The following is a 13,200-nucleotide window of genomic DNA, read 5'->3' as shown; positions in this document are numbered from 1 at the left end:
GTCACGGTGGCCATCACATCGCGCGCACCCGCGTCAGCGCCCGCAGCCGTGCCCGCCCCCGGGGGGCCCGGGGGCGGCGGCCCGGTGCTGCCGGGGCGGCGCAGCGCATGGGCGGAGGGCGTGGAGCGGCTGCGGGGCGCGGCGACCACCGAGCCCGGGCGGCTGCGGATCATCGGAGCGGCCCTGGCCGCGCTGGTCCTCCTCTTCGGCGTGGTGGCGGTCTGGGAGATCTCCGACCGGTCCACCGCCGCCGACGACGTGGTCGGCCGGAGCCAGCCGCTCAGCGCGGACGCGGCGAGCATCTACCGCTCGCTGGCGGACGCCGACACGGCCAGCTCCAGCGGGTTCCTGGCCGGTGGCCAGGAACCGCGCGAGGTCCGCGAGCGCTACGAGAAGGACATCGCCAACGCCTCCCGGCTGCTGGTCAACGCGGCGGCGAACACCGGTGGCGACGAGGAGTCCCGCAAGGAGATCGCGCTGCTCGGCGAGCAGCTGCCGCGCTACACGGGTCTCATAGAGCAGGCCCGGGCCACCAACCGGCAGGGCCTGCCGCTCGGCGGCGCCTACCTGCGCTACGCCAATGAGCAGATGAGCACCCAGCTGCTGCCCGCCGCACAGCGGCTCTACCAGGCGGAGACGGCCCGGCTCTACCAGGACTACGACGACGCCCGGGCCCTGCCCGTGGGCTCGTTCGGCACGGGCCTGCTCGCCATCGGGGTCCTGGTCTGGGCCCAGCGGCGCAACTACCGGCGCACGCACCGGGTGTTCAACCACGGACTGCTGGCCGCCACGGCCGCGTCCACGGTGGTGCTGCTGTGGCTGGCCGTGGGGCACACCGTGGCGCGCACCGAGCTGAGTTCGGCCCGCTCGGGCGGGCAGGAGTCGCTGAAGGTGCTCAACGACGCCCGGATCTCCTCGCTCCAGGCGCGGGCCAATGAGAACCTGACGCTGGTCGCGCGGGGCGCCGTACTCGCCGACGACAAGAAGTCCGACAAGTACGACGTGGACTTCGCCAAGAACATGAAGGACCTGGACGCGGGGCTGGTCCGGGCCGCGCGGCTCGCCGACGACGCGAGCGGGCAGACGCCCGTCGCCAAGGCGGCGGACGGCGTCAAGCAGTGGAAGCAACGGCACGCGGCCGCCCGGGAAACCGACAACAAGGGCGACTACGACCTCGCGCTGCCCCAGGTCATCGGGGGCAAGGACAGCAGCGGGGCGTCCTTCGACACGGTGGACGCCTCCCTGGAGCAGGCGATCGCGCACGAACAGCGGGAGTTCACCCGGGCGGCCGGCTCGGGGCTCGGGGCGCTGGGCGGTATGGCCACGGGCGGTGCGGCCCTCGCGGTCCTCGGGGCGGCGGCCGCGCTGCTCGGTATCGGGCGCAGGCTTTCGGAGTACAGGTGATGCGGATGCGAGGGCGCCGGGTGAAGCGGAACGACGGGGACGGGCCGGTCCCGCGCGGGCTGCGCGGCTGGGGCGGGGTCAGCGCGATGGCCGCCGCCTGCGCGGTGACGGCTGCCGCCGTCCTGCTGCCGCTGGCCCAGGCCGCCCCGGGGGCGGGCGCCGCCAGGACCCCGCACAGCGGGGCCGCCGCGGCCCCGGCCGCCCCCGCCGTCGACGAGACCTGCCTGGACCCGGAGGCCAGCCTGCGCCCGCCGGGGGTGGACGGCTCCGCCATCGCGCGGATCAAGGCGGCGGGCAAACTCGTCGCGGGCGTGGACCAGAACAGCTTCCGCTGGGGCTACCGCAATCCGGTGGACGGCAAGCTCGACGGCTTCGACATCGCGCTGGTCAAGGCCATAGCCAAGGACATCCTGGGCGACGAGAACGCGGTCATCTACCGGGCGATCCCGACCAGTCAGCGCATACCCGCTCTGGTGGAGGGCCGGGTCGACATCGTCGTGCGGACCATGACGATCAACTGCGCCCGGCTCAAGGACGTCGCCTTCTCCACGGCGTACTTCGAGGCGGGCCAGCAGGTGCTGGCCCCCAAGGGCTCGCCCATCACCGGCTATGACGACTCGCTCAAGGGCCGCAGGATCTGCACGGCGGCCGGTTCCATCGCCGAGAGCAAACTCAAGGAGAACAGCTTCGGCTCGCTGTCGGTGAGCGTGCCCAACCAGCTGGACTGCCTGGTCCGGCTCCAGCTCGGGGAGGTCGACGGCATCGTCACCGACAACGCGCTCGCGGCCGGTCAGGCCGCCCAGGACCCGACCGTGCGGCTGGTCGGATCTCCGTTCACCCGCGAGTTCTACGGGGTGGCGATGAACAAGGACGCGACCGACCTGGTGCGCCGGATCAACAAGGTGCTGGAGAACTACCGCGCGGGCGGCGACAGCAGCCAGTGGGTCAAGGCCTACCGCACCCATCTGGAATCCGTGCTGCCCGGCATTCCCGGACCCCCCGCGCCCAAGTACCGGGACGGCTGAGCGCCGTGGCGGGGACTGAGGAGGAGACGGGCCGGGCGGTGATGGACCGGGACGACGTCGACCGTGCGCTGACGCGGCTGGACGCGGAGCACGAGGCCGTCGAGAGTTCCCTGCTCGCACTCCAGGACCACGCCGGGCGCCGTCTGCTGGAGGGCGCCGAGCTGGCGGGGGTCACCCGCGAGCGGTGGGCCGCGGCCGACGCCTCCATCACCCGCCTGTGGACGTACTTCGACGCCTACAGCGGGGCGCTGAGCGCCGCGCGCGAGCTGCGCGAGCGGCGCCGGTGGCCCAGCCGGGAGGACCTGGCCGAGCTGACCGAGCGGCTGCTCGGCGCCGGGGTGACGATCGCGGGCGGCGCGGTGGAGGGCGCCCAGCTGGCCGAGCGGTTCTCGCTGGCCGAGCTGGTCGCCCGGATGAACGAGCTGTACGCCGCCTCCCTGGACATGGTGGTCGCCGCCGACGCGGTGTGGTCGGCGCTGCCCGCCCGGATAGACCTGCTCGCCGCCGAGCTGCACCGCACCCGCTCCCTGGCGCACTCCGTCGGGGTCCGCCCGGGCGAGCACCCCTCGGGCGACGACCTGGAGGACATCACCGCCGAGCTGGCGGAGCTGCGCGCCCGGGTCATCGAGGATCCGCTGGCCTTCTGGGCTCCGGCGCCGGGCAGTTCCGCCCCTGGCGGCGGCCGTCCGGACACCGCGCGCTACGACCGGGCGGCGCGCGCGCTGGAGGACGTACGCCGTGAGGTGGAGGCGGTCCTGGCGGTCCGGCAGGACGCCGAGCAGCGGCTGATCAGCCTGCGCGACGTGCTGTCGCGGGCCGACCGGACCCTGTCGGAGGCGCGGACCGCGCGCGGCGAGGTGCTCGCGAAGATCGCGGCGTCGGAGGTGCCCGCGGTGAGCGGGCCGCCGACCGCGCTCCAGGAACAGCTGGCGGCGGCGGCCGACTACCGGCGGCAGTCCCAGTGGCACCGGCTGTCGCCGCTGCTGGAGTCGCTGGAGGAGCGGGCCGCGGACGAACTGCGGCGGGCCCGCGAGTCGTTGACGGCGGTGACCGCACCACTGGCGGTACGGGCCGAATTGCGCGGGCGGCTGGACGCCTACCGCGCGAAGGTGACCCGGCACGGAATGGCCGGGGATCCCTGGCTCATTGAGCGGTACGACACGGCACGGCGGATGCTGTGGAGCGCGCCCTGTGACCTGCGGGCCGCCGAACAGGCCGTACTGCGCTACCAGCAGGCGGCCGCCGAGTCGATGGCGGCGCGGCAGGACCGGCCCGTGGGGCCGGGGAAGGAGGACGCATGAGCCTGATCGGGACTCCGTGCGGCCGGCCCGGCTGCCCGGGCGCGTACGAGGACATGGGCGGCGGGGAGCTGTACTGCGACACCTGCGGTCTCGCGCCGCTGGTGGGCGCGGCGGCCGCCCCCTCGGCGGGGGCCGGTGAGCTGGTGTCGCCGCCGACCGGGATGACCAGCGCGGCGCGGGGCGGCGCCGGGGCGCGCGGTTCGCAGGGGTCGTACCCCTCGGAGCGCGGTTCCGGTTCGGCCCGCTCCGCGCGGTCCTCGCGCTCGTCGTCCTCGCGGCGTTCGGTGTCGGGGCGGCTCTCGCGGGCCCTGTCGGGCAGCGCCGCGTCCGCGCGTTCGGTGTCGGTGCGCAGTTCGGGCTCCTCGGCCGGGTCCACGGGGCGCGGTCGGCTGGGGGCCGGACTGGTGTCCGTACCGGAGGTTCCGCGTCCGGATCCTTCGGCCTCGGTCCTGGCGAATCCGGAGGTGCCGGAGCGCAAGCGGTTCTGCTCGAAGTCGGACTGCGGGGCGCCGGTCGGCCGCTCGCGCGGTGACCGGCAGGGCCGGACCGAGGGCTTCTGCACCAAGTGCGGACACCCGTACTCCTTTGTCCCCAAGCTGGCCACGGGCGACGTGGTGCACGGGCAGTACGAGGTGGCGGGCTGCCTGGCGCACGGCGGCCTCGGCTGGGTCTACCTGGCCGTGGACCGGGCGGTCTCGGACCGCTGGGTGGTCCTCAAGGGCCTGCTGGACACCGGGGACCAGGACGCGATGGCCGCGGCGATCTCGGAGCGGCGCTTCCTCGCCGAGATCGAGCACTCCAACATCGTGCGGATCTACAACTTCGTGGAGCACCTCGACCAGCGGACCGGTTCGCTGGACGGGTACATCGTGATGGAGTACGTCGGCGGCAAATCGCTCAAGGAGATCGCCAACGAGCGGCGCCAGGCCGACGGGCGGCGGGATCCGCTGCCGGTGGAGCAGGCCTGCGCCTACGGCATCGAGGCCCTGGACGCTCTCGGCCACCTGCACAGCCGCAACCTGCTCTACTGCGACTTCAAGGTCGACAACGCCATCCAGCAGGCCGACCAGCTGAAGCTGATCGACATGGGCGCGGTCCGGCGGATGGACGACGAGGAGTCGGCCATCTACGGGACCGTCGGCTACCAGGCGCCCGAGGTCGCCGAGCTGGGCCCCTCGGTGGCCTCCGACCTCTACACCGTCGCGCGCACGCTGGCCGTGCTGACCTTCGACTTCCAGGGCTACACGAACGTGTTCGTGGACAGCCTCCCGGACCCCGACCACATCGAGGTCTTCCGGCGCTACGAGTCCTTCTACCGGCTGCTCGTGCGGGCCACGGACCCGGATCCGGGGCGGCGTTTCGCCTCGGCCCAGGAGATGGCGGACCAGCTGACCGGTGTGCTGCGGGAGGTGGTCGCGCTCCAGACGGGGCGGCCGCGGCCGCAGCTGTCCACGCTGTTCGGGCCGGAGCTGCGGGTCACCGACACCGGGCTGTTCGCCGAGGGCCCGGGGGTGGAGGCGTCCCGGCTGGGCGCGCGGGACGTGACGGCGCGGCGCGGCGGGCCGCTGGGCAGGCGGCGTGCGGTGACCACCGCGCTGCCCTCGGGAGCCGCGGCGGCCTCCGTAGGCGCCGGAAGCGCGCGGTCCGGTGGTGGCTGGGGCGCCGTGTCCCCGGTCTCCGCGGCGGGTCCGGGGTCCCCGGTCTCCGCGGCGGGTCCGGGGTCCCCGGTCTCCGCGGCGGGTCCGGGGTCCCCGGTCTCCGCGGCGGGCGCGGGACCGGTGCCCGCGCTGGCCAGCACGGCCACGCACATGAGCCCCGGCCCGGGGGCGTTCGTACCGGCCGCGCGACCGGCGCCCGGGACGGCCGCGGGCTTCACGGCGGCGCCCGCGATGCCCGCCGTGCCCCCGCCCGTCGTACGGGGCTACCCCGGCGGGGTCCCCGGATCGGCCGCGCTGGCCGGGCTGGACGCGCGGGAGACCGCGCTGGCCCTGCCGGTGCCGCTGGTGGACGCGGCCGATCCCAATGCCGGTTTCCTCGCGGCCCTGCTGGCGTCCGCGCCCGCGGACCTGCTCGGGGCACTGGGAGCGGCGCCCGCCGACTCCGCCGAGCTGCGGCTGCGCGCGCTGCGGGCCCGCCTGGAACTCGGTGAACTCGCCGTGGCGGGGCAGACCCTGACGGAGCTGGAGGCCCACTACCCCGACGACTGGCGGGTGGTGTGGGCGCGCGGGATCGCGTCGCTGGCCATCGGTGACGACGAGGCCGCGGCGCTGTCCTTCGACGCGATCTACGACGCCTTCCCGGGCGAGCCCGCGCCGAAGCTGGCGCTGGGGCTGTGCGCGGAGGTCCTGGGGCAGCTGGACAACGCCGCCGAGTACTACCAGCTGGTGTGGATCACCGACCCGGGGTTCGTGAGCGCGGCCTTCGGACTGGCCCGGGTCCAGCTCGCCGCCGGAAACCGCAGGGCGGCGGTGCGGGCGCTGGAATCCGTACCGGAGGCGTCCATCCACTACACCGCCGCGCGGGTGGCGGCCGTACGGGCACGCTTGCGCGACCGGTCCCCCGAGGAGCCGCTCCTGGACGACCTGCGGGCCGCCTCGGGGCAGGTGGAGGCGCTGCGGCGGTCCGGTCTGGACGCCGTGCGGTACGAGGTGCTGGCGACGGAGGTTCTGGGCTCGGCGCTCGACTGGGTACTGTCGGGTAGCCGGGGCGCGGACCCCGGCCGGACCTCGCTGCTCGGCAGCCAACTGGACGAGCGGGGCCTGCGCTTCGGCCTGGAACGCTCGTACCGAGTCCTGGCCCGCCTGGCGCAGCGGGGCGAGGAGAGGATCGAACTGGTGGAACGGGCAAACCGTTTCCGTCCACGGACGTGGGTGTGAGTGATGTCGATGCATCGGCCGTCGGGCTGCCCCAGCTGTGCGGAACCCCTGGAAGAGGGTGACCGTTTCTGCGGAGTCTGCGGATACGCCCTCTCCGCGGGCCCCCCGCCCCCGGACGACCACCCGACGGTCGCCCTGGTCCCCGTCGCCGCCCCGGCGGCGGCCGTCGGCACGCCCGAGCCCTCCGGGCCCCTGGGCTGGGCCGACGCGTCCCACACCGCCGGCCCGGCGGAACCCGGCCCGACCGGTCCGACCGGCAGCGCGACCGGGGACGGCACGGCCGGACCCTCCGGCCCGGCCGCCACGACCGGCGGGAGCGGGCCCGGACCCGTGCCCACCCTGGTCGACGAGCCCGGCGGATGGGGCGCCGCCGGACCCGGCGGGGCGACCACCGGACACACCGGCGGCGGACACACCGGCAGCGGCGCGGAGCCGCCCGGCAAGACCTGCGTCGCCTGCCGCGCGGGCCGGGTCGACACCGACGGCTACTGCGAGCACTGTGGCCACGCCCAGCCCCGCGAGCGCGACCACCTCGAAGAGGAACTCGGCAGCGTCGCCGCCGTCAGCGACCGCGGCCTGCGCCACCACCGCAACGAGGACTCCTTCGCGGTCGCGGCCACCGCCCTGCCCGACGGCTCCGCCGCCACGGTGGCGATCGTCTGCGACGGCGTGTCCTCGGCCAGCCGCCCCGACGAGGCCTCCGCCGCCGCGGCGGTGGCCGCCAACGAGGCCCTGCTGGACGCGCTGCCCCGCGGCGCGCTGCCCCAGCAGGCCATGCACGAGGCGATCCTGGCCGCGTCCACCGCCGTCAACGCCCTGGCCCCGGAGGTCCCCGGCGCGCAGAACGCCCCCGCCTGCACCCTCGTCGGCGCGGTCACCGCGGGCGGCCTGCTGATCATCGGCTGGGTCGGCGACAGCCGCGCGTACTGGGTCCCCGACGACCGCTCCGCCCCGCCCGCCCGGCTCACCGAGGACGACTCCTGGGCCGCCCAGATGGTCGCGGCGGGCCTGATGAACGAGGCCGAGGCCTACGCCGACGTGCGGGCCCACGCCATCACGGGGTGGCTCGGCGCCGACGCGTACGAACTGGAGCCGCACACCGTCGCGTTCAAGCCGGACCGGCCCGGTGTCGTGGTCGTGTGCACCGACGGGCTGTGGAACTACGCGGAATCCGCCCAGGACATGGCCCGGCTGCTGCCCGCCGACGCCGCCGCCAGGCCCCTGCACAGCGCGCAGGTCCTGGTCGGCCACGCCCTGGACGGCGGCGGCCACGACAACGTCACCGTGGCCGTCGTGCCGTTCGCCGTACCCGACGAGCCGGCCGCCGCCTGACCGCCGCCCGTCCCCGACCGCCGCCCCTGACCGCCCCGAACACCCCGAGGAGACCGTCCTGATGGCGAACTTCGCCAAGCCGAGCGCCCCGCGCTTCACCATGGAGGTGTACCAGAACGAGTTCCTCCCGGTTGGCGGACAGGACGTGCACGCCATCGTGACGGTCACCGCCACCGGCGGCGCGGCGGCGACCCGTGTCGCCACCCCGGGCAGCGGCGCGGCCGTCGTGATCATGGTCGACTGTTCGGGCTCCATGGCATACCCGCCCACCAAGATGGCCGGGGCCCAGGAGGCGACGGCCGCCGCGATCGACACCCTGCACGACGGGACCTCGTTCGCCGTGATCGCCGGTACCCACGTGGCCCGGGAGGTCTACCCCGGCCAGGGCAGGCTCGCGGTCGCGGACCCGGCCACCCGCGCCCAGGCCAAGGGCGCCCTCGGCGCCCTCACCCCCGGCGGCGGCACGGCCATCGGCACCTGGCTCCGGCTGGCCGACGGCCTGCTGCGCCAGTCCCCCGCCACCATCCGGCACGGGATCCTGCTGACCGACGGCCGCAACGAGCACGAGGACCCCGCGGTGCTCCGCGCCACCCTCGACTCCTGCGCCGGACGTTTCACCTGTGACGCCCGCGGGGTGGGCACCGACTGGGAGGTCAAGGAGGTGACCGGGATCGCGAGCGCACTGCTCGGCACCGCCGACATCGTGGCCGACCCGGCCCACCTCGCCGACGACTTCACGCTCATGATGGAGAACGTCATGGGCAAGGAGGTCGCGGACGTGGCGCTGCGCCTGTGGAGCCCGGTCGGCGCCGAGGTCCAGTACGTCAAGCAGGTCGCGCCCGCCGTGCAGGACCTGAGCGGCCGCCGCACCGCGGCGGGTCCGCGCGCCGGGGACTACCCCACGGGTTCGTGGGGCGACGAGTCCCGCGAGTACCACGTGTGCGTCCGGGTGCCGGGCGCCTCCGTGGGCCAGGAGATGCTGGCCGCGCGGGTCTCCCTGGTCCTGCCGGGCCGGGAGGGCGAGGCGGCCTCCGTCCTCTCCGAGTCCCAGGGGCTGGTCCGCGCGGTGTGGACGGACGACCTGTCCGCGTCCACCGCCATCAATGCGCAGGTGGCCCACTACACCGGCCAGGCCGAACTGGCGGAGGTCATCCAGCAGGGACTGGAAGCCCGCAAACTGGGTGATATCGACGGCGCTACGGCCAAACTCGGCCGAGCAGTGCAGCTGGCCAGTGCCTCCGGGAACGAGGACACTGCGAAACTGCTGGCAAAGGTGGTAGATGTCGTGGATGTCGCGGCGGGTACTGTGCGGCTCAAAGCGAAGGTCGCCGACGCCGATGAGATGACTCTCGAAACGCGTTCGACGCAGACCGTCCGAGTGAAGCGAAACTGACGTCCCGACGCAGGGAGAAGGGGGAACGGCCAATGCCGACCTGCCCGAACGGGCACCAATCGGTCTCCGACGACTGGTGCGAGGTGTGCGGTCACCGCATGGCCCCTCCGGCCGCGCCCGCGGGTGCCCCCGAGGCCCCCGTGGCGTCCTCCTACGACTACGGCTTCCCGATGGCCGGGGGTGAGCCCACCGCCCAGGCGGAGCTGTGCCCCCAGTGCCGGACCCCGCGCGAGGCGATGGCCCCGTACTGCGAGGAGTGCCGCTTCAACTTCCTGACCCGGACGGCCACCTCGTACACGCCGCTCGCCCCGAACCCGGCGACCAGCCCGGGTCCGGTGCCGGGTCACGGCGCGGGTCCCGGTCACGGTCCGGGTCCGGGCGGGGCCACGGGGGCGCAGCCGCTGCCGACCGGCGAGGCCTCGTACGCGTCGCACGACCCCTACGAGTACCGGGACTCGCGGCCCTCGCAGGTCAACCGGCCCGCCGAGGCGCTCCAGCGCGAGGACGACTGGCTGCTGCCGCCGCCGGCGCAGGAGCCGCAGGCCCCGTACTACGAGCCGCCCGCTCCACAGCCCGACCAGTACCAGGGGCAGCAGCCCGACCAGTACCAGGGACAGCAGCAAGGCCAGCAGCAAAACCAGCCTCAGGGCCATGGCGGCGGCGGGCAGCCGTACGCCGAGCAGGGCGGCGCCTGGACCGCGACGATCGGCCCCGACCGCTCGTACTTCATGGCGATGATGCAGCGCAGCGGCCCCGAGGCGGCAGGTCTGAACCTGCCCGCGTACTCCCCGGAGCAGCACCTTCCGCTGTCCGGCGGCCAGATCACCATCGGTCGCCGCCGCGTCTCCACGGGCGAGTCCCCGGACGTCGACCTGTCCGTGCCCCCGGAGGACCCGGGCGTGTCGCACGCGCACGCCGTCCTGGTCCAGCAGCCCGACGGCAGCTGGGCCGTGGTGGACCAGAACTCCACCAACGGCACCTACATCAACATGGGCGAGGACCCGATCCAGCCCTACGTGCCGGTCCCGCTGCGCGACGGCGACCGGGTCCACGTGGGGGCCTGGACCACCGTCACCGTCCGTCGCGCTTAGCCACGGCGGCGGCGCCGCGGCTAGCCGGCGCCGGTGGCGGCGCCTCCCAGGGGCCAGACGTACGGCCCCTGGGGGTCGTCCAGCCAGGACCACTGGCCCTCGTCGGTGACCGTCACCCCGAAGCGTTCCCGGGGCGGGCGGTCCTCGCGGCGCCACAGGTCCAGGGCCTCGCGCGGGTGCAGCGCGCCCGCCGTCAGGATCAGCATGAACTGGAAGCGCTCGTTCTCCAGCAGCTCGTACGGGAGCCCGCCCGCGACCCACGGGACCGCGGCCCCCGCTCCGCGCAGCGGCACGAAGTACGCCGAGGTGTGCAGGAAGTGCCCCTCGGCGAATGCGGCGTCCCGTACCCGCAGCGCGATCAGCCCCGTCGACAGGGGGGCCAGTACCCGCGCGCCCGGGCGGCACTGGGGCAGCCAGGCGGGCGGGATCAGCGGCAGCGCGCACGTGACGATGATCCGGTCGAACGGCCCCCGGGCCGGGCAGCCGCGCGCCCCGTCCCCGGTGACGACGGCCGGGTGGTAGCCGAGCAGCTCCAGATGGGCCCGGGCGGACTCGGTGATCTCCTCGTCGAGGTCCACCGTGGTGACCAGGTCCTCGCCGAGCCGGTGGCACAGCAGCGCGGCGTTGTATCCGGTGCCCGCGCCGATCTCCAGCACGTTGTGCCCGTCCTGGACCTCCAGCGCGTCCAGCATCCTCGCCATCAGGGAGGGCTGGCTGCTGGAGGAGACCAGCTCGCCGTCGCGCAGCCGGGTCGCGAGCGGGGCGTCGGCGTACACGCCGCGCAGCCAGCGGGCCCGGTACTCCGGGTCGGGGTCCTGCGCCCAGAGCCGCTCGTGGCCCGCGCCGCGGCCGGTCCAGAAGTAGGGGACGAAGACGTGCCGGGGCACGGCGGCGAAGGCCGCCCGCCAGGCGGGATCGGTCAGCACCCCGGCGGCGGTCAGTTCCCGCACCTGGGCCGAGTGGGCCGTCTCCCGCAGATCGCGCGTCGCACCGGTCTCCGTACCGCCCATGCTTCCACTGTGCTGCCGCCGCCACGGCGGCGCCTGTCGACCGGGGCCTGTCGACCGGGGCCTGTCCGGGTCCCGGCAGTGGTCCTAGGACCCGGGTCCTCCGTCCGGCCGTCTGAGACGATGGTCAGGTGAACGAGATTCCGCGGGGCACCCTTCAGGAGCAGACCTTCTACGAGCAGGTCGGTGGCGAGGAGACCTTCCGCCGCCTGGTCCGGCGCTTCTACCAAGGGGTCGCCGAGGACCCGCTGCTGCGTCCGATGTACCCGGAGGCCGATCTGGGTCCCGCCGAGGAGCGCTTCGCGCTGTTCCTGATGCAGTACTGGGGCGGCCCGACCACCTACAGCGACAACCGCGGCCACCCCCGGCTGCGGATGCGGCACGCCCCGTTCCAGGTGGACAAGGCGGCGCACGACGCGTGGCTGCGGCACATGCGGGACGCGATCGACGAGCTGGGGCTGGCGCCGGAGCACGAGGCGCAGCTGTGGCGTTATGTGACCTACGCCGCCGCCTCGATGGTCAACACCGAGGGCTGAGCCCCCGGGGGCGGGGCCAGGCCCTGTCCGGGCGGACAGGACCCGGAGGGGCCCGAGACCTAGAGCGGCCGGACCTGGAGCGCGCCCAGGCCGACGCCCGGGCGGCGGGTCGCGACGGAACCGTACGGGGTGCGCAGCCGCAGCCAGCTTCCGCAGGCCAGCAGCGCGACGGGCTCTGCGGAGGCGAGGGCGTCGCGGGCGGGGGTCCGCGCGGGCACGGTGGACCGTACCGGCCGCAGGAAACCCAGGGCCTGCGCGGCGTGTACGGCGCGCAGCGGCAGGTCGGTCTCGCCCAGGGTCCGGGACCAGATGTCGCGGCCGATCCGGTCGCGTTCGGACCGGGTCCGGTGCTGGGCGGGCAGGGCCTCGTCGCGGGCCCGGAACTCGGCGACGGCCAGGGCCACCGCCGAAAGCATCACCTCGGCGCCGGGCAGCCCCGGCAGCTGCTGCCAGCCGCCGCGGGGCGGCAGGACGCCGGCCCAGGGCGGCCCGGTGACGGCCGCGGGCACGGCGGCGCTGGCGGAGGCCTCGTCGATCGCTTCGAGGAGTTCCCCGGCGGAGACGGTGCGGTCCAGCGGCAGGGCCGGCGGCTCGGCGAGCCGGGCCGTGCGGATCGCCAGCACGTCGAAGGACGGCGGTCGCCCGAACACGGCGAGCGCCCCGCCGCCGCCCTGGAGGCGGACCGCGGCGGCGCGGTCGTAGTGCACGAGCCGGCCCAGGAAGGCGGCGAGGTCCGCCGCCTCCCCGGAATCGGCGAGGCGCAGCCGTTCACTCATGCCGCGACGGCCCCTTCCGGGCCGGTGGGCTCGTCCAGGTACTTCCGCAGGAAGTGCTTCTCCTCGGCCGTGATGCGGCGGGGCCGCCCCTCGGCGAGGTTGTAGGGCACGACCACGGTCGAGGCCCTGACGTAAACCTTCTCGGGCCGGTCGCCCTCCGCCTCGTCCTTGACCTCGTATCCGATGGTCAGGGACGCGGCGCCTATGCGGGTCACCCAGGACTCGATGAGGACCGGCTCGTGGCGGTGCACGAGGGGCAGCTTGTAGTCGATCTCGTGCCGGGCGACGACGGAACCACCCGTGAAGGACTCGCTGCCCTCCCCCGGCGCCAGCCGGAACATGAAGTCGATCCGGGCTTCCTCCAGGTAGCGGAGGAAGACCACGTTGTTCACGTGCCCGAAGGAATCCATGTCCGACCAGCGCAAGGGGCACCGGTAGAGGTGTCTTGCCATGCTTATC

Annotated in this window: 11 protein-coding genes; 8 read left to right on the top strand and 3 right to left on the bottom strand. The window is 74.6% G+C overall.

Going from position 1 to position 13,200, the window contains the following annotated elements; genetic code table 11:
• The first annotated feature begins 6 nt into the window (after positions 1–6).
• The 7 genes from QMF80_RS02830 (at position 7) to QMF80_RS02800 (ending at position 10,422) form a co-directional block, all read left to right on the top strand.
• Positions 7–1,404: a GlnX family signal transduction membrane protein gene (locus QMF80_RS02830; protein WP_502962748.1), complete on the top strand. Its 1,398-nt coding sequence runs from the start codon at positions 7–9 to the stop codon at positions 1,402–1,404.
• A 5-nt stretch (positions 1,405–1,409) separates the two neighbouring features.
• Complete coding sequence (locus QMF80_RS02825; RefSeq protein ID WP_502962753.1) at positions 1,410–2,429, top strand: glutamate ABC transporter substrate-binding protein; 1,020 nt, start codon at positions 1,410–1,412, stop codon at positions 2,427–2,429.
• A 41-nt stretch (positions 2,430–2,470) separates the two neighbouring features.
• Positions 2,471–3,730, top strand: a complete 1,260-nt coding sequence (locus tag QMF80_RS02820) for a hypothetical protein (RefSeq protein ID WP_283449206.1) — start codon at positions 2,471–2,473, stop codon at positions 3,728–3,730.
• Positions 3,731–3,735: 5 nt separating this feature from the next.
• Complete coding sequence (locus tag QMF80_RS02815; protein WP_502962752.1) at positions 3,736–6,606, top strand: serine/threonine-protein kinase; 2,871 nt, start codon at positions 3,736–3,738, stop codon at positions 6,604–6,606.
• A 3-nt stretch (positions 6,607–6,609) separates the two neighbouring features.
• The gene (locus tag QMF80_RS02810; RefSeq protein ID WP_283449098.1) at positions 6,610–7,938 is read left to right on the top strand and encodes a PP2C family protein-serine/threonine phosphatase; all 1,329 of its coding nucleotides are present in this window, start codon (positions 6,610–6,612) and stop codon (positions 7,936–7,938) included.
• A 61-nt stretch (positions 7,939–7,999) separates the two neighbouring features.
• Positions 8,000–9,331 carry a VWA domain-containing protein gene (locus QMF80_RS02805; RefSeq protein WP_283449096.1) on the top strand — a complete coding sequence of 444 codons (1,332 nt, stop codon included), beginning with the start codon at positions 8,000–8,002 and terminating at the stop codon, positions 9,329–9,331.
• Positions 9,332–9,363: 32 nt separating this feature from the next.
• Complete coding sequence (locus QMF80_RS02800) at positions 9,364–10,422, top strand: FHA domain-containing protein (RefSeq protein ID WP_283449094.1); 1,059 nt, start codon at positions 9,364–9,366, stop codon at positions 10,420–10,422.
• Positions 10,423–10,442: 20 nt separating this feature from the next.
• On the opposite strand, the gene QMF80_RS02795 is transcribed toward QMF80_RS02800, so the two are convergent.
• The gene (locus QMF80_RS02795; protein ID WP_283449092.1) at positions 10,443–11,432 is read right to left on the bottom strand and encodes a methyltransferase domain-containing protein; all 990 of its coding nucleotides are present in this window, start codon (positions 11,430–11,432) and stop codon (positions 10,443–10,445) included.
• Positions 11,433–11,560: 128 nt separating this feature from the next.
• Between QMF80_RS02795 and QMF80_RS02790 the strand changes: the two genes are divergently transcribed.
• Positions 11,561–11,965: a globin gene (locus QMF80_RS02790; protein WP_283449090.1), complete on the top strand. Its 405-nt coding sequence runs from the start codon at positions 11,561–11,563 to the stop codon at positions 11,963–11,965.
• A 59-nt stretch (positions 11,966–12,024) separates the two neighbouring features.
• On the opposite strand, the gene QMF80_RS02785 is transcribed toward QMF80_RS02790, so the two are convergent.
• Positions 12,025–12,741, bottom strand: coding sequence for a DUF8010 domain-containing protein (locus QMF80_RS02785; protein ID WP_283449088.1), 717 nt, complete (start codon positions 12,739–12,741; stop codon positions 12,025–12,027).
• Positions 12,738–13,193 carry an acyl-CoA thioesterase gene (locus QMF80_RS02780; protein WP_283449086.1) on the bottom strand — a complete coding sequence of 152 codons (456 nt, stop codon included), beginning with the start codon at positions 13,191–13,193 and terminating at the stop codon, positions 12,738–12,740. Before QMF80_RS02780 ends, QMF80_RS02785 begins: the two co-directional genes overlap by 4 nt.
• Between the last annotated feature and the right edge of the window lie 7 nt (positions 13,194–13,200).

Origin of the sequence: Streptomyces sp. G-G2, from assembly GCF_030063135.1 — a bacterium.
GTDB lineage: Bacteria > Actinomycetota > Actinomycetes > Streptomycetales > Streptomycetaceae > Streptomyces.
The sequence above is the reverse complement of the archived record's forward strand: the minus strand, read 5'-3'. Positions and strand labels throughout refer to the sequence as shown.

Excerpts from the sequence above, each read along its gene's own strand:
- QMF80_RS02795 (WP_283449092.1), bottom strand. The coding sequence starts at position 11,432 with ATGGGCGGTACGGAGACCGGTGCGACGCGCGATCTGCGGGAGACGGCC.
- QMF80_RS02810 (WP_283449098.1), top strand. The coding sequence starts at position 6,610 with ATGTCGATGCATCGGCCGTCGGGCTGCCCCAGCTGTGCGGAACCCCTG.
- QMF80_RS02785 (WP_283449088.1), bottom strand. The coding sequence starts at position 12,741 with ATGAGTGAACGGCTGCGCCTCGCCGATTCCGGGGAGGCGGCGGACCTC.
- QMF80_RS02825 (WP_502962753.1), top strand. The coding sequence starts at position 1,410 with ATGCGAGGGCGCCGGGTGAAGCGGAACGACGGGGACGGGCCGGTCCCG.
- QMF80_RS02800 (WP_283449094.1), top strand. The coding sequence starts at position 9,364 with ATGCCGACCTGCCCGAACGGGCACCAATCGGTCTCCGACGACTGGTGC.
- QMF80_RS02780 (WP_283449086.1), bottom strand. The coding sequence starts at position 13,193 with ATGGCAAGACACCTCTACCGGTGCCCCTTGCGCTGGTCGGACATGGAT.
- QMF80_RS02805 (WP_283449096.1), top strand. The coding sequence starts at position 8,000 with ATGGCGAACTTCGCCAAGCCGAGCGCCCCGCGCTTCACCATGGAGGTG.
- QMF80_RS02820 (WP_283449206.1), top strand. The coding sequence starts at position 2,471 with ATGGACCGGGACGACGTCGACCGTGCGCTGACGCGGCTGGACGCGGAG.